Here is a 22,400-nt window from a genome sequence, read left to right as displayed (position 1 = left end):
AAAGGATGGGACCGATGTCCGTTCGGTCAATCTTCGGTGCGGGCCGGGTAGAGATATTCGGTGAGGTAGGCGTCGGCCTCGAGCTTGGCCTCGTCGAAGAAGAGAATTTCATATCCGTCCCCCAGCGCCACCTGTACCGCACGGGCGATGTCCAGCCCGACGGTGCTGAAGGCGGTCAGCACCAAGGTCCTGTGCGGATCGGCCTCATCTCTGGTCGCCTCGGTGAAGGAGCGGGACCATTGTCCCAGCCGGTCGGCCAAATCGGCGGGCAGATTCAATTCGGCGGTCGAAACGGCGCCACCGGCGGCCCGCCATAAACCGCCGTCGCTGCCACGCGCCATCACCACCAGAACATTGGGTGCGTATTCGGAAGGCTCCAGCTCTTCCTGTACTTGCCGCCCCTCCTCGGACACCATCCGTCACTGCCCCCTTTTCACCATTCGTCATAGAGACCAGAGGGAATACGCCCGGTTTCTCCTGATAACTGTCCGACGGACGACGAAAACTTACAATGGAAAAGCAACGAACAGTTGGAGCAATCGGTGAAGGCGCGGGCTTCGGAATCAGGACTCCAACGCCCTCAACAGCGCCTGGGCCGGATGGGGCAGGATCACGCCGCTGAAGCGCTTGGCCTGCGAGCGGCAGGAATAGCCGGTGGCCAGCACCTGCCCGCCGGCGCCATCGGCCTCGACATGCCGTTTCCAGCTGAGGTCGTAGATGCGCCGGGACATATCGCGGTTCTTCGCGGCATGACCGTAAGTTCCCGCCATGCCGCAGCAGCCGCAGGACAGGATGTCGAGCTTAAGGCCCAGCTTGGCGAAGATGGCAACCCAGTCCTTGGTCGATCCGGCGACGGTGCTGAATTCGGTGCAGTGCGGCAGCATGCGGAAAGTTTGAGCCCGCGCGCGCGGCCGCTCGGGCATGTGACGCAGGAGCCATTCCTGCAACAGCAGCACCTTCGGGGCGGCATCCTTGCCCAAGGCCTCACGGTATTCGTCGCGATAGGTCAGCGTCATCGCCGGATCGACGCCGACCAGGGGAACCCCGGTGGCCTCCAGCGCCCGCAGGCCCGCCGCGCCGTTGCGCGCCACCGTCTCGAAGGCGCTCAGGAAGCCATGGATGTGCAAGGCCTTGCCGTTCGGCCGATAGGGCGCCAGCCACGGCCTGAAGCCCAGCCGTTTCAGCAGGTCCAGCACGTCGAGCACCAGCCGGCTTTCGAAATAGCTGGTATAGGCGTCCTGGACGATCACCACCGAACGCGCCCGCTCGGCCGCGTCCAATGCGTCGAGCGCCGAGACCGTCGCCACCGCCACGCCCATCGCGCCCGCCTCTCCAATCAGATCAACGCCTGAGAGCAGCGGCGAATCCACCAGCCCGAGACGCGCCATCGCCGCCCGGCCGATCCGGCTGCCGACCGGCAAGTTGTAGAGAACATGGATCTTCGCCAGAACGGGAAGCATGTGTTCCAGGGCCGCGACCAGATAGTCCTTCGCCGGCCTCATGTAACGGCTGTGATAAAGCTCGAGGAATTTCGCCCGGAATCCCGGCACGTTCACCTTGATCGGACAGCCGCCCACGCAGGATTTGCAGGACAGGCAGCCATCCATCGCCTCTTTGACCGCATGGGAGAAATCCGCCTCCCCGCGCCATTTCGCCAGCGTGTTCAACGCCCGCCTCGGCCAGCACCGCCAGGAGGCCGAAGCCCGCCAGCGGCCGGCCTCGGCCAGCGGATCGACGCCCAGGGCGGCCAGCCGGGCCAGCCATTCCTTGGTCAGCATGGCGCGCCCCTTGGGCGAATGGCGCCGCTCCCGGGTGGCTTTCCAGGACGGGCACGTGGGCGTGTCGGGATTCCAGTCGTAGCAGGCGCCATTGCCGTTGCAGTTCATCGCCACGTCGTAATCGGCGCGCACCTCGGCCGGAATGGTCCGGTCCTGCTGGCCGCGCGTCGGAACCCCGTCGATGCGCAGCAAGGCCCCCTCTCCGGGAGTGGCGATCTTGCCGGGATTGAGCTGATTCCGGGGATCGAAGGCCGCCTTGACCGACTGCACCAGCGGATAGAGGCTGCCGAAAAACGCCGGGGAATATTCGGAGCGCACGCCCTTTCCATGTTCCCCCCACAGAAGGCCCCCGTATTTCTGCGTCAACGCCGCGACGGCGTCGGTGATCTCGCGGATCAGCGGTTCCTGCGCGGGGTCCTTCATGTCGATGGCCGGGCGCACATGCAGCACGCCGGCGTCGGCATGGCCGAACATGCCGTAATCGAGACCGCGCGCATCGAGCAGGGCGCGGAATTCGGCGATGTAATCGGCGAGGTTGTCGGGCGGCACCGCCGTATCCTCGACGAAGGGGATCGGCCGCTTGTCGCCTTCCATGTTGCCCAGCAGGCCGACGGCGCTCTTGCGCATGCCCCAGACCCGCCGCACCGCGGCCTCGCCGCGGGCGATGGTGAAACCGCCCCGCCCCGCGGTCCGGCCATCGGCGGTCAATTGCGCCGCCAGGCGGGAGAGCAGCGCCTCGACCTCCTCTTCCGTCTCGCCGACGAACTCGATCAGATTGACGCCCCGGACCGGCTGGCCGTCGTCGGGAAAGAACTCCCGGACGCCGTCCCAGACGATATCGTTCTGCGCCAGCGCCAGGACCTTGGAATCCACCGTCTCCATGGATGCCGCGCCGAAGGCCATGACCGCCCGGGCATCACGAAGCGCCGCGTCGAAGCTTTCGTAACGCAGATTGAGAAGCGCGCTGAATTTGGGAATGGGCAGTACATTGAGCCTGGCCTCGACCACCACGGCCAGCGATCCCTCCGCCCCGCACAGCACGGAATTGAGATTGAAGCGGCCTTCGCCGTCACGGATATGGGCCAGATCATACCCGGTCAGACAGCGGTTCAGCTTGGGAAAGCGCGCCGCGATCTCGGCGCCGTGGTCGCGCGCGATCGCCTCCACCGCGCGATGGACCTCGCCGACACGCCCGCCGCGCCGGATGGCCGCGCGCAGATCCTCTTCCTCCAGCGGACGGGACGTCCAGGTCTCGCCGTCCATCAGAACCGTCGACAGCTCCAGGACGTGGTCGCGCGTCTTGCCGTAGAGGCAGGACCCCTGCCCGCTTGCGTCGGTGTTGACCATGCCGCCGATGGTCGCCCGGCTTGACGTCGAAAGCTCGGGCGCGAAAAACAGGCCATGGGGCTTCAGGGCGGCGTTCAGCTGGTCCTTCACCACGCCGGCCTGCACCCGGACCCAGCGGCCGGCGGCATCGATCTCCAGCACCTTGTTCATATGGCGGGAAAGATCCAGGACCACGCCGCCGGTCAGGGACTGGCCGTTGGTGCCGGTTCCGCCGCCACGCGCCGTGATGCTGACGCCATGGAAGCGCTCCCGCCCCAGAAGCTCCATGACCTTGACCACGTCTTCCGCGGTCTTGGGAAAAATGATCGCCTGCGGAGGCAACCGGTAGATCGAATTGTCGGTGGCGAAGGTCACCCGATCCGCATCGGACGAGGAAAGATCGCCGGTGAACCCGGAGGCGCGAAGCGCTTCGAGAAAATCCAGCGTCAGGGGGGACGGCGGGGCCGCGGCGGGCAAACGGGGAATCATCGATCAGGCCTCGTCACTGGGAAGCGATTCCGGATGGACCCTACGTCTCGTCAGCTTATCTGACAAGTGGAAAGGCGGATCCTTTCAGGGTAATCGGGTTCACCCGGTTACCCTGCGGGCGTTTTTTCCGCCAACCCCAGCCGGTCGCGGGCATTGCTCAAATGGACCGTCATGGCTTGGCCGGCCTGCGCCGCCTCACCCCGCTCGATGGCCGCGAAAATGGCCTCATGCTCGGTTTGCACCAGGGCCGACATGCCGGGCAGGCGCGCCGAATTCCGCCGCGCCGTGCCGATCGCCGCCCGAAGGGCCTCGCCCAGGAACTCGACCAGCCGGGCGAAATAGCCGTTGGCGCTGGCCGCCGCGATGGCGGCATGGAACGCGGCATCGGCTGAGACCTTGTCGTCGCTTTCCAGAACGGGGGATTTCATGCCGGCCAGGGCGTCGGCCATGCGGCGCAGATCGTCGGACCGCCGATGCGCCGCCGCGAGTTCCGCCGCCCGGGCCTCGGTGCAGATCCTGAGATCGAACAGCGCCGCCAGATCGACGCCGCCCGGCGCCTCGAGGCGGAACACCTGGCCGCCGGGATTGGCGCTGACGAAAGCCCGCACGCCCTGACGGACTTCGATCAGCCCGTCATGCTTGAGCCTGGAAATCGCCTCGCGCACCACCGCCCGGCTGACGCCGAAGGTCTCGCCCAGTTCCTTTTCGCTCGGCATCTGCTGACCGGGCGACAACACGCCGGAGGCGATCCGCTCGGCGATAATCCGCGTCACTTCGTCGGTCAGCCGCACCGGCCGCGCCAGGATCTCGCTTCCCGCCATTCTCGGTCTCCCTGCAATTGCCCGCACTATAGGGAAAGGAGTCCGGAACCGCATCGTCTTCTTTCTTGTCAGACAAGAAGATATGTTTAGCACCTATTGCGCAGGAAGTCCCCTGAGGGCGGCATCCACGGCGGAGACGACGCTGTCCCAGTCCCGGGATCCGTCCTGGCGGAACAGGCTCGCCGTCGGATACCAAACGGACGCCGATCCCTCCCTCCCCCATTTCCAATCGCAAGGCCGGGGCAGCAGGATCCACACGGGCTTGCCCATGGCTCCGGCAAGATGGGCGACCGAGGTGTCGACGGAAATCACCAGATCGAGACCGGAGACGACGGCCGCCGTGTCGGCGAAATTCGCCAGACCGGGAGAGGGATCGCGCAGGCGTCCCGCCCACGGGGACCCGGCGATCTCGGCACGGGCCGGCCCCATCTGCAGAGCGATCCAATCGATATCCGGCAAAGTCGCCAATGGCGCGAGGCCTTCAAGCGGGATGCTGCGGACCCGGCCGTTGGGACTGTCGGAGCCCGCCGCCCAGACCAATCCGATCGATCGTCGGTAGGTGACGCGGCCCGCCGGCGCGGAGGCGGCGAAAAGGTAGGGCCCCGTCCAGGCGTCCGCCGGATCGGCTTCGCCCAGCAGATGGGGCAGACTGGCCAACGGCAATTGATAATCCACCTGGGGTATGGGCTGGCCGATCTCGGCGATCGCGTCCACGCCCGGAGCCGTCGCCGCCAGATCGGTCAGAACCGGCGGCAGGAACAGAACGATCCGCATCCCGCGCGACCGCAATCGCGGTAGGTAGCGCAGGAATAGCATGGCGTCCCCCAGGCCCTGATCGTTCCACAAAGCGACCGACGCCCCTTGCGGCGCCTGGGCGTTCCACAAGGGAAAACCGGCCAGGATTTTGGGAATTCGGCTCAGATTGGAGCGCCATTCGAATTCCGCGAATCCGTCCTGCCAGCGCTCCTCTTCCAGCAACAGGGTCGCCAGATTGAAATGCGCCGGCCCTTCGTCGGGAACCAGGGATACGGCCTTGCGAAAGCAGGCTTCGGCCTCCGCCGGGCGGCCGAGAAAACGCTCGGCCTGCCCAAGATTGGTCCAGGCTTTGACGGAGTGGGCGTCCGCCCGCAGGGCCTGGCGATAAAAACCGCGGGCCTGGGCGATCTCGCCGCCGCGATAGGCGATATTGCCCAGTTGCAGCAGGGCCGCTCCATAGCCGCGGGCGACTTCGGCGTTGGCCGGTAGAATCTCCCGCAGAGCGGCGAAACATTTCACCGCCAGCACCGGATCGCCGCTCTCCGACAACGCCTTTACCAGGGCGAGATAGCCGTCGTAATGCCCCTCCCCCTCCAGCATATCCTGCGCACGGCGCAAGGCGCCCAGCGTATCGCCGGATGAAACGGCGGCGACGATGGCCGCGCGCGCTGCCTGGTCCATCAAATTCCCGTCACCCATTTCAAGGAGAGCCCGATCCAGGCGACATCAGCCCGTTACAGGTGGGCAGCTTCACCGGAATCGGCGCCAGATATCACATCCATCTCAGCGATCATTGGGCCGCAGTCGCAATCATCATGATACGGGCGGACCAGCCAAGGAAATCGTAGAAGAAAAAGCATAAAGTGGAATGTTTTTGTATTCCATCCTTTCTTATCGCAAATCGCCTCGGCCTCTCGGAAGTTACGAACCTCCTTTGGCAGGGATACGAAAAGCATCTGCCTTAGTGGGCTGCTGCGTATTCTTCCCACACTCGCGACATCAACGGGCCAGCCGACAATGGATTCCTGCAAGCAAGCGGACGACTGCTCGTCGATCAAAAGAGCCTGCACCTGTCACGGCCTGTCCAGACCATGACGGATGAGGGCCAGGAGCCGCAGATCAGTCCAGCCAATCAAGGTCATTCATCGTCCATAATTATTTTATGGTTACTATCCTTGCCTTGGGAATATCGGCGAATTTACGATTGATGAATAATTGCCCCGTTAAACTAGTCATCCAAATTAGTGGACCGTGAAGACCCGAAGGAAACATGTAATGAAATCCTGGAAGTGGATGCACGGCATTCAGATGAAGATGCAAGGCGTTGTGGCCTTGGGCGTGCTGTCCGTATTCGCCGTGTCGGCTCTGTCGCTGAATGCACTGCAGACCACCATGCTGGCTGATCGCAAAATGGAGCTGCAAGCGGCGACCGGCGTTCTGCACAGCCAAATCGGTGTGATCAAGAACAGGCTCGACCGCGGTGAGATCACGGAAGCTCAGGCGAAAGATCAGTTGATCGAGCTGATCCATACGGCTCGGTACAACGGCACCGCCTATTTCGGCGTCTATAACCTCGCCGGCATCATGGTGGCGCACGGAACCACACCGGCCTTCGACGGTGCCGACATGCTGCACCACGAAAAGCAGGCGGTGCGTGACAGCACCAAGGCCATGCTTGACCTGAGTACCGGTGGCAAGAGTGGATTCCTTACACTTCTCGGCACGAAGTCAGGCCACGCCGACATCAATGTCGAGAAGCTATATTACGCTGCATCCTTTGCCCCTTGGGGGCTGGTGACCGTATCCAGCAGCGAACTCGACGACATCCAAGCTGCCTTCTGGCAGGAAGCTTGGTATGTCGGCTTGATCGGCCTTGGAGTGGCCGCCGTGGTTGGCGCCGCCGGGTTCTGGATCGGCCGCAACGTGTCGCGCGGTGTGCAAACTCTCGATGGAAAAATGCGCCAATTGGCGGAGGGCAGCTTGGATATCACGCTCCCCGAAGCTGACCGCATTGACGAGATCGGGACGATGGCGCGCTCTGTCGCGTTTTTCCGCGACCGCTTGGTCGAGGCCGAACAATTGCGAGCCGATCAGGACGCGGCCAAGCTTCGTGCCGAAGACGAAAAGCGTCGGACGATGAGCGAGCTGGCTGACCATTTCGAGGCGAGCGTCAAGGGTGTGGTGCAAACAGTGGCTTCGGCAGCCACCGAGATGCAGGGCACAGCCCAGTCCTTGTCTTCTGTGGCGAAAGAATCGAGCCGACAGGCGGCAGTCGTTGCCTCCGCCTCGGAAGAAGCCTCCAGTAACGTGCAAACGGTAGCCTCGGCGGCCGAGGAGCTCTCCTCGTCGATCCATGAGATCAGCCGCCAGGTCAATGCAGCGGCGGGGATTTCCAGCAATGCGGTGGTCCAAGCGGCGAAGACCGACGAGATCGTCAACGGTTTGGCTAATTCAGCCGACCTAATCGGCACCGTGGTCAAACTGATCAATGACATCGCCAGCCAGACCAATCTGCTGGCCCTCAATGCCACCATCGAAGCGGCCCGGGCCGGCGATGCCGGCAAGGGATTCGCCGTGGTGGCCAATGAGGTGAAAAGCCTGGCCAACCAAACCGCCAGGGCCACAGAGGATATTTCAAAGCACATCGCCGGCGTCCAGACAGCGACGGGAGAGGCGGTCACGGCAATCCACGCAATTACAGCGACGATCTCCGAGATCAACCAAATCTCCGCGGCCATTGCCTCGGCCGTCGAGGAGCAGGGTGCCGCAACCAAGGAAATAGCTCGCAATGTTGAGCGAGCGGCAGCCGGCACTCATGAAGTCTCACAGAATATCGCCGGAGTGACCGAGGCTGCGGCTGAAACCGGCGCAGGGGCCGGCCAAGTGCTTGACGCTGCCTCAGAATTGTCAGAACAGTCGGAAACGTTGAGCACCCAAGTCGATCAATTCATCGCCCGCATCCGCGCGGCGTGACCGATAGTGCCGCTCCGCCAGATCAAGCGGAACCTTGGCACGGAAGTAATACCGATTACCGATGTGATGGAGGTGGGTCTGTTTTGGCACGTCCGCCGTACCCCCAGCGTACAAGCAAGGTGTACAAGCGGAAGGCTGAACGTGACGAGGAAACCCTGGGAATACCTCAAAAACCAGAAGGCCCAGTCACTTGGACCGGGCCTTCCTGGGGTTTTGGTGGAGCCGAGGAGGATCGAACTCCTGACCTACGCATTGCGAACGCGTCGCTCTCCCAGCTGAGCTACGGCCCCACATGAGGAGGCGGATAATGAGGAAAGCCTTTCCCGCTGTCAAGCCCATGACGCGCCCCCCTTGCGGGAAAGACCCTCTGCGGCTAGGGTACGCCTCGTCCGCACTCCCACGGGGCTTTTGTCATGCAAGACGTCTTGATGCCGCTGATCATCGTGGTCAATTATGCCATCGAACTGCTGAAGCTGGTGGTTCTGGCGTCCATCGTGATGAGTTGGCTGATCGCCTTCAATGTGTTGAATACGCGCAACCGCGCCGTCTATATGATCATGGACACCTTGTACCGGATCACCGAACCGGTGCTTCGGCCGCTGCGCCGGATCATTCCCAGAACCGGAGCCGTCGATCTGTCGCCGATCGCGCTGTTCTTCATTCTCTGGCTGATCCAGATGTATCTGCCGTTGATCGCCCGTGGCCTCTGAGCATTTCACGGAAACCGGGATCCCGCCCAGTCCGCTGATCGCCGTCGAAGACGGTGTCCGTCTGGCCGTCAAGCTGACGCCGAAGGCGTCGCGCAATCGCATCGAAGGCCTGGCCGCCGATGGGCAGGGCCATGGGCTGTTGAAGGTGTCGGTGACCGCCGTGCCCGAGGATGGCAAGGCAAACAAGGCGCTGATCGACCTCATCGCCAAGGATTGGAAACTTGCCAAGCGATCCATTCAAATCGTTTCCGGCGCCACCGACCGGCGCAAAACCTTGTTCATCGAAGGCGACGCCCAGGAATTGCACCGCCTGCTGACCGACCGCGTGAGGAAAATATGAGCCAAGCCAAGATCATCGACGGCAACGCCGTCGCCGCCGACGTGCGGGCCGCCGTCGCCTCGCAAATCACCATCCTGCGCGCCGGTGGGGCGCCCCTGCCCGGCCTGGCGGTGGTTCTGGTCGGCGCCGACCCGGCCAGCCAGGTCTATGTCCGCAACAAGAACAAGCGGGCCGCCGAAGTCGGCATCAATTCCTTCGAGCATTATCTGCCCGCCGAAACCAGCGAGGCGGAGTTGCTGGGCCTGGTCGAACGTCTCAATCTCGATCCGCAGGTGCATGGCATTCTGGTGCAACTGCCCCTGCCCGCCCAGATCGACGCGCAGAAGATTCTCGAGGCCATCCATCCGGCCAAGGACGTCGACGGCTTCCACCCCTTCAATGTCGGCCGCCTGGTCACCGGCGGACCGGCCCTGGTGCCCTGCACGCCGCTCGGCTGTCTGCTGCTGGCCAAGCGGGAACTGGGAAGCCTGTCGGGCAAGCGGGCGATCGTCCTCGGCCGCTCCAACATCGTCGGCAAGCCAATGGCCCAATTGCTGCTGCGCGAATCGGCCACCGTCACCATCGCGCACTCGCGGACCCACGATCTGCCCGAGGAATGCCGGCGCGCCGACATCGTCGTCGCCGCCGTCGGGCGGCCTGAAATGGTGAAGGGCGACTGGATCAAGCCCGGCGCCCTCGTTCTCGATGTCGGCATCAATCGCATCCCGGCCGCCGAGCCAGGCAAGACCCGCCTGGTTGGCGACGTCGCCTTCGCCGAGGCGGTCACCGTGGCCGGCGCCATCACCCCGGTGCCCGGCGGTATCGGGCCGATGACCATCGCCATCCTGTTGCGCAACGTGCTGGAAGCCTGCTGCCGCCTGCACGATCTGCCTTTCGCCGAGGTTCTCTGAGCAAAAAGGAGGGCGGAACATGGCGGATTTCCTCTCGTTGATTCTGGCCGCCGCCGCCTTCCTCGGCAGCCATCTGGGCGTCTCCAGCACGCCGCTCAGGCCCTGGCTGGTCGCCCGCCTGGGCCGCCAGCGCTATCTGGGGCTCTATTCCCTGGTCTCGATCCTCTGCCTGGTCTGGATGATCCTGGCTTACGGCGACGCGCCCTTCCTGCCTTTATGGCCGGAAAGCTGCCCGGCCCGTTGCCTGGCCGTGATCGCCATGCCGGCGTCGATGATCCTCATCGTCGGCGCGCTGACGCCGGCCAACCCCACGCTCCTGATTCACCGAGCCGGAACATTCGACGCCTCGGGGCTGTTCGCCATCACCCGCCACCCGCTGATGTGGGGCATTGGACTGGCCTGCGCCGTCCATATCCTGGCGACCGGCGATCTGGCCTCGCTGATCCTGTTCGGCGCCGTCGGCGGCCTGGCGCTCGCCGGCACCGCCTGTCAGGACGCCCGCAAAAGGCGGGAGGATCCGGCGCTGTGGACGGCGCTGGCCGCCTCCACCTCCAATATTCCGTTTGCCGCCCTGCTCCGGGGTCGTGCCGGGCTTCGGGGAAAGGGCTTGCGCTGGCCGGTGATCGGCGGCCTGGCGGCTTACGCCCTGCTGCTGGCCGCCCACGGGACCCTGTTCGGCGTCTCTCCCCTTCCCTGATATGAAAATGGCGCCGGCATGACATCCGGCGCCATATGAAACGCGCAGAGCGTGATGCCTTAAATGTGCATCACGCTCCGGCTTGTTTTTCAAGCCCTCACGGGCGCACGCATCCGCGTGCTAGCCTCGGGCCATCTTGGCCAGACGCATGCGAAGCGCGTTCAGCTTGATGAAGCCTTCCGCGTCGCGCTGGTTGTAGACCGAGTCCTCCTCGAAGGTCACATAGTCGTGACGATAGAGGGACTTGTCCGACTTGCGGCCGACCACCGTGACATTGCCCTTGTAGAGCTTGAGGCGCACGGTGCCCGAGACGTTCTGGCTGACCTCATCGATCATCGTCTGGATGGCCTTGCGCTCCGGGCTCCACCAGAAGCCGTTGTAGATCAGCTCGGCGTAGCGGGGCATCAGCTCATCCTTCAGATGCGCCTCGCCACGATCGAGCGTCAGACTCTCGATGGCGCGATGGGCGACGATCAGGATGGAGCCGCCGGGGGTCTCGTAAACGCCGCGGCTCTTCATGCCGACGAACCGGTTCTCCACCAGATCGAGACGGCCGATGCCGTTGGCGCCGCCCAAGGCGTTCAACTTCGTCAGCAGGGAGGCCGGCGACAGCTTCTCCCCGTCGATGGCCACGGCATTGCCCTGCTCGAATTCGATTTCGACATAGGTCGCCTTGTCGGGGGCCTTTTCCGGGCTGACCGAGCGGGTGAACATGTCCTCGAAAGGCTCGACCCAGGGATCCTCCAGCGCCTTGCCCTCGTAGGAGATATGCAGAAGGTTGGCGTCGGTGGAATAAGGCGCCTCGCCCCGCTTGTCCTTGGAGATGGGGATTTGATGCTTCTCGGCGAAATCGAGCAGCTTGGTCCGCGAACCCAGGTCCCACAGACGCCAGGGGGCGATCACCTTGATATCGGGCTTCAAGGCGTAATAACCCAACTCGAAGCGCACCTGGTCGTTACCCTTGCCGGTGGCGCCGTGGGCGACGGCATCGGCGCCGGTCGCCTGGACGATCTCGATCTGGCGCTTGGCGATCAGCGGCCGGGCGATCGAGGTGCCGAGCAGATAAACCCCTTCGTAAAGGGCATTGGCGCGGAACATCGGGAAGACGAAATCGCGGACGAATTCCTCGCGCAGATCGTCGATATAGATGTTCTCCGGCTTGATGCCCATCAGCAGGGCTTTCTTGCGCGCCGGTTCCAGCTCCTCGCCTTGACCGAGGTCGGCGGTGAAGGTCACCACCTCGCATTGATATTGATCCTGCAGCCACCGCAGGATGATCGAGGTGTCCAGGCCACCGGAGTAGGCCAGAACGACTTTTTTGACTTCGCCTTTCATGGGATACGCGCCTTGTAACAGAAAGATGCTCTGGCGGCGCAGTATAGGGGATCGGTCCGGCGAGGCAAGGGGATGCCCAATTCCACCCGGGGCAATCGGATGAATCGGCCAGATCCCGATTTAAATATCGCCCCTTGAGCGCCAGATGGCACGGGCAGAAGCGGTCTTAAGCCGATAGGGCCGGCGATGGATTTTTAGGGCTTGTCGCGAAATAATCGCTCCAATCCCAATGTTCTATATGACGCTTCCGCTCCGCTTCAGCGGGCTCAAACGCCGCTCGGGCTCAAGGGCCTGTTGATTCGATAATTTATCAACAGTCCCTTACCGGGCACGGTTCAACGCCTTCAGAACGAAACCGTAATTCTGCACGACCTGCACCACTGTCCGGGCGTAGCCGAACGGAGGCAGACCATAAGCCCGACCGGAAGAGCCGACGATCTGCGACAGCGGCATCCCTTCGAAGTCGGGAAGATCGCCGAGGGATCGCCGGAAGGAGCCCCTCGCCGGGACCTCGGCGGCCGGACGGGACTGGGCGTTGTCGTTGGCCGACGCCGCCGCATTCTCCAGGGCATCGCCGGTGACGATCTGAGTCCCCCCTTCGCTCCCGCCGGACGAGGAACTCAGGGCCGATTTCCGGCCTTTGCCGGACACCGCTTGAAGCTGGAGCACCAGGGCCTGCAACCGGTCGGACAGCCGCTGGAACCCATTGGCGTAATCGCCGACGATCAGTTGCAGCTTCTGATCGTCGTAAGAGAAGGCACCGTCGATTTCGCCGTCGATTCCATCCGGCAGGCCGAATATGGCGTCCGAGGCCCACTTGCCCCGTACCAAACGTTTGCCATTGGCTGCTTGCCGCAGTTTGACGGACTCGGAGGAACTTTCGACGGAATAAGCCATGGCGATCTACCTCTTGGACAATCGAGAGATACCTGGCAAATTCCGCGCCAAAATAATTTATTATTTTAAATCAATGGATTATTAAAAATCCCCTGTCAGCGGCGCTCATTTTGGCCCGGCAATTCGTGCCGCCGACGGGCGCGTGCCGTCCTTCAGGTTCAAATTTTGCCCATGCCCGAACGGGCATCAAAGGACATATGCTCCCGCGATCGCGCTCGGGCGCGGCTCCGAACTTTGGTTAACGCCCTTTCTTAAACAGCAGACCCATCAGAAAGAAAAGAACCGCTGCGGCCACTGCCACCGAAAGTCGACGAAGATTGCCCGAGGGAAGGAATGGATAAACCAGATAGAGAATGACGCCCACGGAAATACTGATCACGAGAGAACGCAACAAAGACGCCATCGAAAAACCCCTGCTGATCTTCGGTTCGGCCGCCTTATCCCACCCGGGACAAGGCGGCGCAACCAGAATTTCAGCCGACGGCGCTGATGGCGGCTGATGGCCGGGAACCGGATGCTTCGGCGCTTGCCGCGCTGTAATTGCGCACCGCCCGCATCATGGCCTGGGCATAGCCATAGCTCATCTGGCCAAACGCGCTTCCCGCGACATCCCCGGAAGCGACCGGCGTCGCATTGTCGTTGGCGGTCGCGCCCGACGCCGCGGCGACCGGGGACACCGCCACGCCATCGACAAAGAAATCGCCATTGGCGACCTGGATGAAACCGTGCAGATCATTGATCATGGCGTCGGCATCGCTCTGCAAGGCCCGGTTTCCTCCGCTGGCGTGAAATCCACCGGTCGCCGGAGGATCGGCGATGGCGGTCTCGACGGCCGGTGGGTCGGACGACGTCCCGCCATTTCCCGCGATGGATTGCAATTGGACCATCAGGGCCTGCAAACCGGTGGACAATCGCTGAAAGACGGTGGCGTAGTCGCCGCTCGTCGTCTGCCCCGTATCGAAAAATGAGGTGCCTGCATCGGGCGAGGCGCTGGAACTTTCGCCGCTTTGACTCGTCATTGCGAAAACGGCGCTATCGGCCGATTTGGCCCATGGGGTGCGCGCGGCACCTCCCAACTGGAAAAGACTGAAGGAGTCGGCGGGACTCTCGACGGACTGGACCATGAGGGTTCTCCATAAGACAACCGTCATGCCCACAGCAAGAGCCGGGCCAATTAGAATAAGGTATTTAATTCAATATGTTGAATGGAAAATCAACGTCAGATGGAATATCCATCCCAGGCAAATCGTGCCGCCGGGAAAAACTCGCCCATCGGTAGAAAAAGCGGGCGGGCGCTCACGGCCGAGCGCCCGCCGCCAATTCAGGTCGAGCGAACCATATGGGAAACCGCCGCCGCCCGTCCCTTCACCAGAATAACGGCGCACAGGCTGATGGCCGCGGCAAGAGACAGCCACAGGGCCGGCGCTGCGCGGTTCCCGGAAACCTCGATCAGATAGGTGCAGACCGCCGGAGTGAAACCGCCAAAAAGGGCCGTGGCCAAACTGAAGGCGAGCGAAAAGCCGGCCGTGCGGACATCCGGCGGCATGATTTCGGCCAACAGGGGGATCATCGCCCCGTTGTAGGTGCCGAAGAAGAACGAAAACCACAATTCGACGATCAGAAGCCGGGTGAAGGACGGTTCCGAAACCAGCCACAGCATGGACGGGTAAGCCGTCAGCAAGGCCAGCGTGGGAATCAGGAGAAGCAGGGGCCGGCGGCCGATCTTGTCGGAAATGGCGCCACCGATGGGCAGCCAGATGAAATTCGACAAACCGACGCAGAGGGTGACGATCATGTTGCCGGTGGGGTCCAGCTTCAAGGCCTGCCGGGCGAAGGTCGGCGTATAGGCGGTAATCAGATAGAATGTCGTCGTCGTCATGATGGACAGCATCATGCCGAGGAGAATCAGCTTCCAGTTCGCTCCCAGGAGGTGAAGAACCTCCTTGCCGGTGGGCCGATGGGTCTTCTTCAGAAACTCGTCGGTCTCGGCCAGCGACCGGCGGAACAGATAGATCAGAGGGATGATCAGACAGCCGATGAACAGCGGAATGCGCCAGCCGAACGCGGCCATCTGCTCGGCCGCCAGAACTGCCGTCAACAGAACGCCCAGGACGGCGGTAAACATTACGGCGACCTGCTGGCTGCCCGACTGCCACGCGGTATAGAAGCCGCGGTGACCGGGGGTGGCGATTTCGGACAGATAGATCGAGACGCCCCCCAGTTCCACGCCGGCCGACAATCCCTGGAGCAAACGGCCCAACACCACGATGGTGGGGGCCAGCGGTCCGATGACCGCGTAGCCCGGCGTGCAGGCGATGGTCAGCGTCCCGATGGCCATCAGGGCGAGGGTGAGAATCAGTCCCTGGCGCCGCCCGTGCCGGTCGATATAGGCCCCCAGGACCAGGGCGCCCAGCGGACGCATCAGATAACCCGCGCCGAACGTCACCAGCGACAGCATCAGGGAGGCGAACTCGCTTCCGGCGGGGAAAAAAGTCTTGGCGATGTAATTGGCGTAGTAGCCATAGACGATGAAATCGTACATCTCCAGGAAATTGCCGCTCGAAACACGAACGACAGCGCCGATTTTCTTTCTGCGCTCTTCCGGTGAAAGCATTGATTCCTCCCTATTTCAGCCCCATTCGGCTTGAAAAGCCGCCCCCGGGCGCATCAACCATCTCGTCCCTTGAATAAACGTTCCATACGAGGATCGATTAGACCGCACAACCTTTAGCCGCAGGATGACCGATGAGGGGTCTCTTTGCACCAGTCGAGTGCATAAAAATGAAAGGAAAATAAACCTATGACCAGGGAATTACCACCTTAGCGGGAATATCCATTAGAAATAAAACTATTTTTTATTGAATTACATGAATACCCGGGTCATGCGCAGCCTTATCTTCGCGGCGCTTGATCCGGCGATCATTTTCATGGGGACAAGATCATGTCCCATCCCCAAGACAATCAAGTCACGGTATTTCCGAACCGGTTACTGAACCGGTTCGGAATGATGTTCGTCGGGAATGCCGGCATCGAGCCGGGCTTTCAGACGCGAGCAGCGGGTCCGTTCGCTGTCGCTTTTCAACTGGCCGCAAGCGGCCAGGATGTCGGTGCCGCGCGGCTGGCGGATCGGCGCCGAATAGCCGGCTTCGAACAGGAAGTCGGAAAAGCGCTTGATGTCCTTCATGTCCGAGCATTCGAAATCCGAACCCGGCCATTTGTTGAAGGGAATCAGGTTGAACTTGGCCGGGATGCCCTCGACCAGCCTGATCAGGCCGCGAGCGTCGGCCAGGGAATCGTTGACCCCCTTCAGCATGATATATTCGAAGGTGATGCGCCGGGCATTGTTGGTCTGATAATCGCGAAGCGACTGCATCAACTCGGCCAGCGGATATTTCTTGTTGATCGGCATGATGCGGTCGCGGATCTCGTCGGTCACCGCATGCAGGCTGACCGCCAGATTGACCCGCAACTCCTCGCCGCACCGGCGGATCATCGGCACCACGCCCGAGGTCGACAGGGTGATCCGCCGCTTTGACACGGCGATTCCCTCGCCATCCATGATGATCTTCAGGGCCTTCGCCACATTGTCGTAATTGAACAGGGGTTCGCCCATGCCCATCAGGACGATATTGGAAATCATCCGGCCGCCGTCGACCGTGCTCGGCCATTCATCGTATGAATCGCGGGCCACCATGAACTGGCCGACGATTTCGGCGGCCGTCAGGTTGCGCACCAGAAGCTGGGTCCCGGTATGACAGAACCGGCAGGTCAAGGTACAGCCCACCTGCGAGGAAACGCAGACGGCGCCGCGATCCTCCTCGGGAATGTAGACGGTCTCGGCCTCATTGCCGTCGGAAAAGCGCAACAGCCATTTGCGGGTACCGTCGGCGGAGGTCTGCACCCTGGAGGCTTCGGGACGGCGCACGAAATAATGATCGGCCAGTTTGTCGCGCAACGGTTTGGCAAGCGTGGTCATCGCCTGGAAGTCGGTGACCCCCCGGTTGTAAATCCAATGCCAAAGCTGCTTGGCGCGAAACGGCTTCTCACCGATCGCCGCCATTTCCTCGGCCAATTCCGCGCGGGACAGGCCGACCAGTTCCTTCGTGTCGCTCATGGGCGATACATATGGGCTCTGGCCCTCGCTACGCAAGGAAAACCGTCGGAAACACGCTCCTAGGAGCTGTGGACATTCATCACGGTCACGCGCCTTGAGGCTTCTCCTGTTGCCTCTGGTTCCCCAATGGCATGAAAGGAACCCCTGGATATTTTGAACCACCAAGGCACCAAGACACCAAGGCGTCTTTCGGATCATCCGGCGGCGGCCAATCTGCGCCGCAGGCATTCGCCCGACAGCCGATGACAGGATGGGAAAATGCCAGTGGTATACTCCGCCACCTTGGTGACTTGGTGTCTTGGTGGTTCATCAAAAGCTGGAGCGCACCGGAACGATCGAGAGAACGAACGACATCCGGCCAATCGCTAATTGTCCACAGGACCTAGTGCATTGATACAAAAAGAAAATTCAACAATTTCGTCAATGCACTCCAGCCCGCGCGGTTATTTGGCGCCGCAAGCCTTGCCGATATCGGCGTAGGCCTTGACGAAACCATCCAGGGAATAGGTGTCGGCGATGGCCTCCCCCTTGGCCGGCGTTCCATGAACGACCAGCGTTTTGCCCTTCAGCATGGCCTGAACGACCGCCTTGTCGTTACGCGCCCAGGCGCCGTCGCCGGTCGTATAAAGATCGAACTTGGCGCCACCGATGTCGATCTCGGCGGGAGCGTCCTTCTTGAAGGCGTAACCCGAAGTGACGCTGACCACGTCGAAACTCTTGTCGTTCGGCCGATGGGTGATCGAGAGATAGGTCTCGCCCCGTCCTTTCGGCGCGTTGAGGCTACGTTTCGGCAGACTGGCGGTATAGCAGACCTTGCCGGCCTTATCGCTATAGGTGAAGCTCTCCCAGTCGCCCGATTTGCCCAGCGGCTTTGCGCTGTCGGCCAGGACGGGAGTGGCGGCGATGGCGGCGAAGAAAACCAGGACGGAAACATGGGACAATTTAGCGAACATGGCGACGATGATACCTTGAAAGGCGCGGGATGAGGATCTCAGGAGTGCCCTGCGCAAGCCGGATTGTCAACCGATCGCAGCGGAAAAGAGCAGGATGCGGGGCCTGCCCGCCCTTCGAAAAGCGAGGATTGAAATGACGAGAAAGCCACGGCCGCCGGTTCATCACCCTGATCCGGTCCTTGTGGAGGCGACCCGGGGGCCGCTGGTGGAAAGCCTGCATCGCGGCGCGGTCGCGGTTTGCGATGCGGCCGGGGAGATTCTGGCCGGTTGGGGGGACATCGAACGCGCGGTCTTCCCGCGCTCGGCGGTAAAACCGCTCCAGGCCTTGCCGCTGATCGAAACGGGTGCCGCCGAGCGGTTCGCCCTGTCCGACCAGGAAATCGCGCTGGCTTGCGCGTCGCACGCCGGCAACGCCTTGCAGGTGGAACTTGTCGAAAAATGGCTTCTGCGGATTGGCCTGACCGAAACCGATCTGGAATGCGGCCCCCAGATCCCGTCCGATGCGGACACGGCCCGCGCCCTTCTCTGCGCCGATAAGGCGCCATCGGCGCTCCATAACAATTGTTCCGGCAAACATTGCGGCATGCTGACCACGGCGCGTCATTTGAACGAGCCGACGAAGGGATATGTCGGCGCCGACCATCCGGTGCAGCTCCGCATCACGGCGGTCCTCGGCGAAATGACCGGCACCGTGCCGCAACATACGCCTTTCGGCACGGATGGCTGCGGCATTCCCACCTATGCCTTGCCGCTCTCCGGCCTGGCCACGGCCATGGCCCGGTTGGCCGATCCGTCCCGTCAGGGCCCGACCCGCCGGAAGGCCGCCGCGCGAATATTGGCCGCCATGTCGGCCCATCCGGAGCTGATCGCGGGAAAGGGACGGCTGAGCACGGAAGTGATGCGCGCCGTCCCCTCGGTGATGATCAAGGGTGGGGCGGAGGGCGTTTATACCGCCATCCTGCCCGGCAAGGGGCTGGGCGTCGCCGTGAAGATCGACGACGGCGCCAATCGCGCCGCCGAAGTGGCGCTGCTCGCGGTGCTCCGCCATTTGCAGGCGTTCACCACTGAGGAGGAAGCAGCCCTCGCCGATCATCTCCAGCCCATCCTGCGCAACGCGGCCGGGCAAGCCATCGGCGTCCTGAGGCCGGCCCCCGACTGGCTGGGCTGAGCGTTTCAGGGTTCCTCGGTGCCAAGTCTCGATGAGATCACTCATCGAGACTTGGACTGGCCCATTGAGGGCCCGCGCGAGCGTTCGCGCGAAGCCTAGGGTTTCGGAGAAACCCGCCCGGCGATTGAGGGCAGAGGTGATCGGTTACGATCACCGAGAGTTGATCTCGGTGCGATAGAGGGCCATCCGTTCCGGCGTCCTGAAAACCGGCTCCCCGTGGCGATGCTCGGCCAGCATCTCGATTGGACCGCCGGCCCGCACCGGGCGCGGGGCGAACCGGGCCAGGCTGGTCACCCGGTCATACATCACGATGGCGCCGGCGATTCCCAGATTGATGCAGAACTGGGTGGGAATCTTCACCACGTGATCGCAGCGCGCCAGCATTTCCGGCGTCAGGGAGCCGCGCTCGCGCCCCAACACATAGGCAGCCTGCGCCGGATGGTGAAACGACGGCAGATCGATCGCCTCGTCGACCAGTTCGACACCGACCAGACGGCATCCTTTCGGCAATTGCAGGGCGGCGATGTCGGGAAAGGCGTAGAACGGCACCTGGGTCACCGCATCCGACGTGTCGGCACGACCGGCGGCGCGGCGCGTGTAATCGGCCGCCACGGTAAAGACGAAACTGGCCCCGAAGGCGTGCGCCGAGCGGAACAGACTGCCGACATTGGCTTGTTTGCTCACCCCTTCGACACCGATGCCGAAATAACCCCGCATATGCAATTTCGATCCTTTCCTCATGTTCGAGCCGACAGCCCCGTCGATGGCGGCGATCAGCTCGCCGCGTCCTCTTCCTTCTTCAAATAGACGACGCGTTGCGGCAGGGGAATGGAAATGCCGGCCGCCGCCAGGGCGCGCGCGATCAGCATGCGCAGTTCGCTGGCGATCAGGGAACCGTCGGCCCCGAGTGCATAATCGATCCAATATTGCAGCTTGAAGCAGACGGCATCGGGTCCGAAATCCTCAAGCAGGACCCTGGGCGGAGGATCGGTCACGACCGAGGGATGTTCCTGCGCCACCGACAGCAAAACCTCCGAGACCCGTTCCGGCGAAGCCGCGTAATCGACCCCGACAGTGACCGAACGCCTGACCTTGGCGTTCGAATAGGTCCAGTTGGTCACGTTGTTTTCCACGAAGGTCGAGTTGGGCACCAGGATCTCGATCCCGTCCGACGTGCGCACCGTCGAGGACCGGATACTGATGTTGGTCACCGTCCCCACCACCGAACCGACCTCGATCATGTCGCCGACCCGCAAGGGGCGCTCGATCAGCAACATGACGCCGCTGATCATGTTCTTCAGCAGGACCTGCGTGCCGAAACCGACGCCGATAGCCAGCGCGCCGCCCAGGAAGGCGAAAATGGTCAGGGGAATGTTGGCCATGTAGAGCGCGACGATGAACAGCATGGACAGCAAGATGAAATGCAGCCAGCGCAGCACGGTGTTGGTATGGCCGGCATTCAGTCCGAGTTGTCCGACCGCCAGCCGGCGGATGAACCGCAAGGCCCAGGCGCTCAGCAGATATCCGACCAGAAGCAGCAGGACGACGCCCAGGCTTTTGCCGATGGTGATGCTGCGCGTCGCCACCACCTTGCGGCCATCGATGTCCAGACTGTCCTCGGCGCTGAACAGCTCGAAATTCCAGAAGGCCTGGACAATTCCCCAGCCGGCGTTCGCGACCACCTCCGCCGTCCGCCTGACGGACCATTCCTTGGCGCCGCTTTCGAACTCGGCGCGCCAGACCGACAGGGTACGCCTGAAATTCTCCATCGCCTGCTGGACGGTCCGCGCCAATTCGGCCCGCTCGCGCTCGGCGGTGATGAAGCGCGCGGTCATCTCCGCCTCTTCGGCCGACTGCCCCGACTTCTGGCGCAGTTCGAATTCGCCGATCCGTCCGTTGGACAAGGCGATTTCCCGATCGACGTAACGGCTCCAGCTTTCCAGCCGGGAGATCCGTTCATCGAGGATGGAGCGGACTTCCGGAAGCTTGGTGCCATCGCTGCCGTTGACCAGATACCAGCGGAATTGCCAGCCGGTCCGTTCCCAATTCTGCAATTCGATCAGATGCTGGATGCCCTCGACGGCCATGGCGTGGGTGTCGGACTGGAACTGCCGCCAGGCAACCATCTGTTCCAGCAGAGCCAGGCGCGTTTTATGTTGCGCGGGCGTTTCCGAGGCCCCCGGCAATTGCGAGCGGGCGGCGGTCAAGGCCTCCTGGGCGCGCTGGACTTCGAGGCGGACGCCACTCGTCGTTTCGGCAAGCTTTTTCGCACGTTCCTCCAGATGATCCCGCTGCCTGTCGATGGCGGCCAATACGCCGTCGAGATCGGATTGAGTAAAGCGGACGCTTTTGCGGGCTGCGGCAAGCTGGGTTTTGAGCAGGTCGACGTCGGCCCGCTTCAGGGATTCGACGGCGCTGGCGACGGCCGCCTGGATTTGCGCTTCGGAAACATCCTCGGCGGCGGCACGGCTGCGCAACCGTGCCAAGTCATGCAGCCAGGTCTGACGATTACGCCCCTCCACCGTCGTCTCGACCGCCAGCCGCTCCTCGCTTTGCCGCGCCAGAACCTCGGCCGCCTTGAAACGTTTTTCCGCGTCGTCCGATTCCTCCCCGATCATCGTCTTCCGGGTGGTCGCTGCCTGGATCTCGACGGACGCCGTCTCCAGGGCCTCGCGCAACTGATCGACCAGCAGAAGCGAATAGGGCGGCTGCTGGAGGAACCCCGTCCAGGCTTTCGCCTCCTTCTGTCTTTCGTCGGCCCGGCGGCGGACTTCCGGCAACCGGGCCAGCGCGTCGCGATGACGAACCAGCGTATCGACGAGATGTTGCAGAAGATGGTCGCGTTCCAGAAGCTCCTCTTGCGTCGCCCCGTTCGGCAGCGCCCCTCCCGCCTCCGCCGCTTTGCGGACGTCGGCCTGGGCCGCCTCCAGGGCGGAAGCGAGAGCCGCGTCCTCGTTCTCTCCCGCCGGCTTGACCGAATCCTTGGCGGGCGCCGCCGGCACGGTCGGCACCGAGGGCAGGGACAATCCCTTCACCCCGTCGGCGGCAGCCGCGACGGGACAGCCGGCGGCCAACGCCAGGCACAGCGCCATACCGGCGATCAAGGATATGCGCATGCGAAATCGTCTCCCCAATACCGCCCTTTCCCCGCAT

At 62.8% G+C, this 22,400-nt stretch carries 20 protein-coding genes and 1 tRNA gene; 6 read left to right on the top strand and 15 right to left on the bottom strand.

Going from position 1 to position 22,400, the window contains the following annotated elements:
- Positions 1-26: 26 nt before the first annotated feature.
- From CWS72_RS06845 to CWS72_RS06825, 5 genes are all read right to left on the bottom strand, one after another.
- Entirely contained in the window at positions 27-416 is a 390-nt protein-coding gene (locus CWS72_RS06845) for a hypothetical protein (RefSeq protein ID WP_101249833.1), read from the bottom strand.
- Between the two features lie 147 nt (positions 417-563).
- Complete coding sequence (ydiJ, locus tag CWS72_RS06840) at positions 564-3,593, bottom strand: D-2-hydroxyglutarate dehydrogenase YdiJ (protein ID WP_101249832.1); 3,030 nt, start codon at positions 3,591-3,593, stop codon at positions 564-566.
- Between the two features lie 107 nt (positions 3,594-3,700).
- Entirely contained in the window at positions 3,701-4,414 is a 714-nt protein-coding gene (locus CWS72_RS06835) for a FadR/GntR family transcriptional regulator (protein WP_158240540.1), read from the bottom strand.
- 93 nt (positions 4,415-4,507) lie between these two features.
- On the bottom strand, positions 4,508-5,851 hold the full coding sequence (locus tag CWS72_RS06830; protein WP_158240539.1) for a tetratricopeptide repeat protein: 1,344 nt from the start codon (positions 5,849-5,851) through the stop codon (positions 4,508-4,510).
- 53 nt (positions 5,852-5,904) lie between these two features.
- Positions 5,905-6,228 (bottom strand): hypothetical protein, encoded by a 324-nt coding sequence (locus tag CWS72_RS06825; protein ID WP_146002658.1) that lies wholly within the window; start codon positions 6,226-6,228, stop codon positions 5,905-5,907.
- Positions 6,229-6,445: 217 nt separating this feature from the next.
- Here CWS72_RS06825 and CWS72_RS06820 point away from each other — a divergent pair, with 217 nt between their 5' ends.
- Entirely contained in the window at positions 6,446-8,143 is a 1,698-nt protein-coding gene (locus CWS72_RS06820) for a methyl-accepting chemotaxis protein (protein WP_101249828.1), read from the top strand.
- 214 nt (positions 8,144-8,357) lie between these two features.
- Here CWS72_RS06820 and CWS72_RS06815 read toward each other — a convergent pair.
- A tRNA-Ala gene (locus CWS72_RS06815) sits at positions 8,358-8,433 on the bottom strand.
- Between the two features lie 123 nt (positions 8,434-8,556).
- Between CWS72_RS06815 and CWS72_RS06810 the strand changes: the two genes are divergently transcribed.
- The 4 genes from CWS72_RS06810 to CWS72_RS06795 are packed head-to-tail and all read left to right on the top strand — an operon-like array spanning position 8,557 to position 10,780.
- Complete coding sequence (locus CWS72_RS06810) at positions 8,557-8,853, top strand: YggT family protein (RefSeq protein WP_101249827.1); 297 nt, start codon at positions 8,557-8,559, stop codon at positions 8,851-8,853.
- Positions 8,843-9,193 (top strand): DUF167 family protein, encoded by a 351-nt coding sequence (locus CWS72_RS06805; protein WP_241911616.1) that lies wholly within the window; start codon positions 8,843-8,845, stop codon positions 9,191-9,193. Before CWS72_RS06810 ends, CWS72_RS06805 begins: the two co-directional genes overlap by 11 nt.
- Positions 9,190-10,083 carry a bifunctional methylenetetrahydrofolate dehydrogenase/methenyltetrahydrofolate cyclohydrolase FolD gene (gene folD / locus CWS72_RS06800; RefSeq protein WP_101249826.1) on the top strand — a complete coding sequence of 298 codons (894 nt, stop codon included), beginning with the start codon at positions 9,190-9,192 and terminating at the stop codon, positions 10,081-10,083. The genes CWS72_RS06805 and folD overlap by 4 nt, the downstream gene beginning before the upstream one ends.
- A 19-nt stretch (positions 10,084-10,102) precedes the next feature.
- Positions 10,103-10,780, top strand: coding sequence for an NnrU family protein (locus CWS72_RS06795; protein ID WP_101249825.1), 678 nt, complete (start codon positions 10,103-10,105; stop codon positions 10,778-10,780).
- Between the two features lie 120 nt (positions 10,781-10,900).
- Here CWS72_RS06795 and CWS72_RS06790 read toward each other — a convergent pair whose 3' ends face one another.
- The 7 genes from CWS72_RS06790 to CWS72_RS06765 form a co-directional block, all read right to left on the bottom strand.
- Positions 10,901-12,115 carry an argininosuccinate synthase gene (locus CWS72_RS06790; RefSeq protein WP_101249824.1) on the bottom strand — a complete coding sequence of 405 codons (1,215 nt, stop codon included), beginning with the start codon at positions 12,113-12,115 and terminating at the stop codon, positions 10,901-10,903.
- 321 nt (positions 12,116-12,436) lie between these two features.
- Positions 12,437-13,012 (bottom strand): hypothetical protein, encoded by a 576-nt coding sequence (locus CWS72_RS06785; RefSeq protein WP_101249823.1) that lies wholly within the window; start codon positions 13,010-13,012, stop codon positions 12,437-12,439.
- Positions 13,013-13,250: 238 nt separating this feature from the next.
- Positions 13,251-13,415 (bottom strand): hypothetical protein, encoded by a 165-nt coding sequence (locus tag CWS72_RS27715; protein ID WP_158240538.1) that lies wholly within the window; start codon positions 13,413-13,415, stop codon positions 13,251-13,253.
- A 70-nt stretch (positions 13,416-13,485) separates the two neighbouring features.
- Entirely contained in the window at positions 13,486-14,136 is a 651-nt protein-coding gene (locus CWS72_RS06780) for a hypothetical protein (RefSeq protein WP_146002657.1), read from the bottom strand.
- Positions 14,137-14,333: 197 nt separating this feature from the next.
- The gene (gene tcuC / locus CWS72_RS06775) at positions 14,334-15,626 is read right to left on the bottom strand and encodes an MFS transporter (protein WP_101249821.1); all 1,293 of its coding nucleotides are present in this window, start codon (positions 15,624-15,626) and stop codon (positions 14,334-14,336) included.
- Positions 15,627-15,998: 372 nt separating this feature from the next.
- Positions 15,999-17,126, bottom strand: coding sequence for a dual-specificity RNA methyltransferase RlmN (gene rlmN, locus CWS72_RS06770; RefSeq protein ID WP_101249820.1), 1,128 nt, complete (start codon positions 17,124-17,126; stop codon positions 15,999-16,001).
- 443 nt (positions 17,127-17,569) lie between these two features.
- Positions 17,570-18,079 (bottom strand): invasion associated locus B family protein, encoded by a 510-nt coding sequence (locus CWS72_RS06765; RefSeq protein ID WP_101249819.1) that lies wholly within the window; start codon positions 18,077-18,079, stop codon positions 17,570-17,572.
- 133 nt (positions 18,080-18,212) lie between these two features.
- Between CWS72_RS06765 and CWS72_RS06760 the strand changes: the two genes are divergently transcribed.
- Positions 18,213-19,247, top strand: a complete 1,035-nt coding sequence (locus CWS72_RS06760; RefSeq protein ID WP_101249818.1) for an asparaginase — start codon at positions 18,213-18,215, stop codon at positions 19,245-19,247.
- Between the two features lie 150 nt (positions 19,248-19,397).
- On the opposite strand, the gene CWS72_RS06755 is transcribed toward CWS72_RS06760, so the two are convergent.
- On the bottom strand, positions 19,398-19,964 hold the full coding sequence (locus CWS72_RS06755) for an RNA methyltransferase (protein WP_101249817.1): 567 nt from the start codon (positions 19,962-19,964) through the stop codon (positions 19,398-19,400).
- A gap of 56 nt (positions 19,965-20,020) precedes the next feature.
- Positions 20,021-22,363, bottom strand: coding sequence for a mechanosensitive ion channel domain-containing protein (locus CWS72_RS06750; protein WP_101249816.1), 2,343 nt, complete (start codon positions 22,361-22,363; stop codon positions 20,021-20,023).
- Positions 22,364-22,400: the final 37 nt, after the last annotated feature.

The organism is Telmatospirillum siberiense (assembly GCF_002845745.1).
Classification (GTDB): domain Bacteria; phylum Pseudomonadota; class Alphaproteobacteria; order Rhodospirillales; family Magnetospirillaceae; genus Telmatospirillum; species Telmatospirillum siberiense.
The sequence above is the reverse complement of the archived record's forward strand: the minus strand, read 5'-3'. Positions and strand labels throughout refer to the sequence as shown.

What these genes read in the sequence shown, in the direction of transcription:
- CWS72_RS06845 (WP_101249833.1), bottom strand. Translation starts at nt 416, where the DNA reads ATGGTGTCCGAGGAGGGGCGGCAAGTACAGGAAGAGCTGGAGCCTTCC.
- ydiJ (WP_101249832.1), bottom strand. Translation starts at nt 3,593, where the DNA reads ATGATTCCCCGTTTGCCCGCCGCGGCCCCGCCGTCCCCCCTGACGCTG.
- CWS72_RS06835 (WP_158240540.1), bottom strand. Translation starts at nt 4,414, where the DNA reads ATGGCGGGAAGCGAGATCCTGGCGCGGCCGGTGCGGCTGACCGACGAA.
- CWS72_RS06830 (WP_158240539.1), bottom strand. Translation starts at nt 5,851, where the DNA reads ATGGACCAGGCAGCGCGCGCGGCCATCGTCGCCGCCGTTTCATCCGGC.
- CWS72_RS06820 (WP_101249828.1), top strand. Translation starts at nt 6,446, where the DNA reads ATGAAATCCTGGAAGTGGATGCACGGCATTCAGATGAAGATGCAAGGC.
- CWS72_RS06810 (WP_101249827.1), top strand. Translation starts at nt 8,557, where the DNA reads ATGCAAGACGTCTTGATGCCGCTGATCATCGTGGTCAATTATGCCATC.
- folD (WP_101249826.1), top strand. Translation starts at nt 9,190, where the DNA reads ATGAGCCAAGCCAAGATCATCGACGGCAACGCCGTCGCCGCCGACGTG.
- CWS72_RS06795 (WP_101249825.1), top strand. Translation starts at nt 10,103, where the DNA reads ATGGCGGATTTCCTCTCGTTGATTCTGGCCGCCGCCGCCTTCCTCGGC.
- CWS72_RS06790 (WP_101249824.1), bottom strand. Translation starts at nt 12,115, where the DNA reads ATGAAAGGCGAAGTCAAAAAAGTCGTTCTGGCCTACTCCGGTGGCCTG.
- CWS72_RS06785 (WP_101249823.1), bottom strand. Translation starts at nt 13,012, where the DNA reads ATGGCTTATTCCGTCGAAAGTTCCTCCGAGTCCGTCAAACTGCGGCAA.
- CWS72_RS27715 (WP_158240538.1), bottom strand. Translation starts at nt 13,415, where the DNA reads ATGGCGTCTTTGTTGCGTTCTCTCGTGATCAGTATTTCCGTGGGCGTC.
- CWS72_RS06780 (WP_146002657.1), bottom strand. Translation starts at nt 14,136, where the DNA reads ATGGTCCAGTCCGTCGAGAGTCCCGCCGACTCCTTCAGTCTTTTCCAG.
- tcuC (WP_101249821.1), bottom strand. Translation starts at nt 15,626, where the DNA reads ATGCTTTCACCGGAAGAGCGCAGAAAGAAAATCGGCGCTGTCGTTCGT.
- rlmN (WP_101249820.1), bottom strand. Translation starts at nt 17,126, where the DNA reads ATGAGCGACACGAAGGAACTGGTCGGCCTGTCCCGCGCGGAATTGGCC.
- CWS72_RS06765 (WP_101249819.1), bottom strand. Translation starts at nt 18,079, where the DNA reads ATGTTCGCTAAATTGTCCCATGTTTCCGTCCTGGTTTTCTTCGCCGCC.
- CWS72_RS06760 (WP_101249818.1), top strand. Translation starts at nt 18,213, where the DNA reads ATGACGAGAAAGCCACGGCCGCCGGTTCATCACCCTGATCCGGTCCTT.
- CWS72_RS06755 (WP_101249817.1), bottom strand. Translation starts at nt 19,964, where the DNA reads ATGCGGGGTTATTTCGGCATCGGTGTCGAAGGGGTGAGCAAACAAGCC.
- CWS72_RS06750 (WP_101249816.1), bottom strand. Translation starts at nt 22,363, where the DNA reads ATGCGCATATCCTTGATCGCCGGTATGGCGCTGTGCCTGGCGTTGGCC.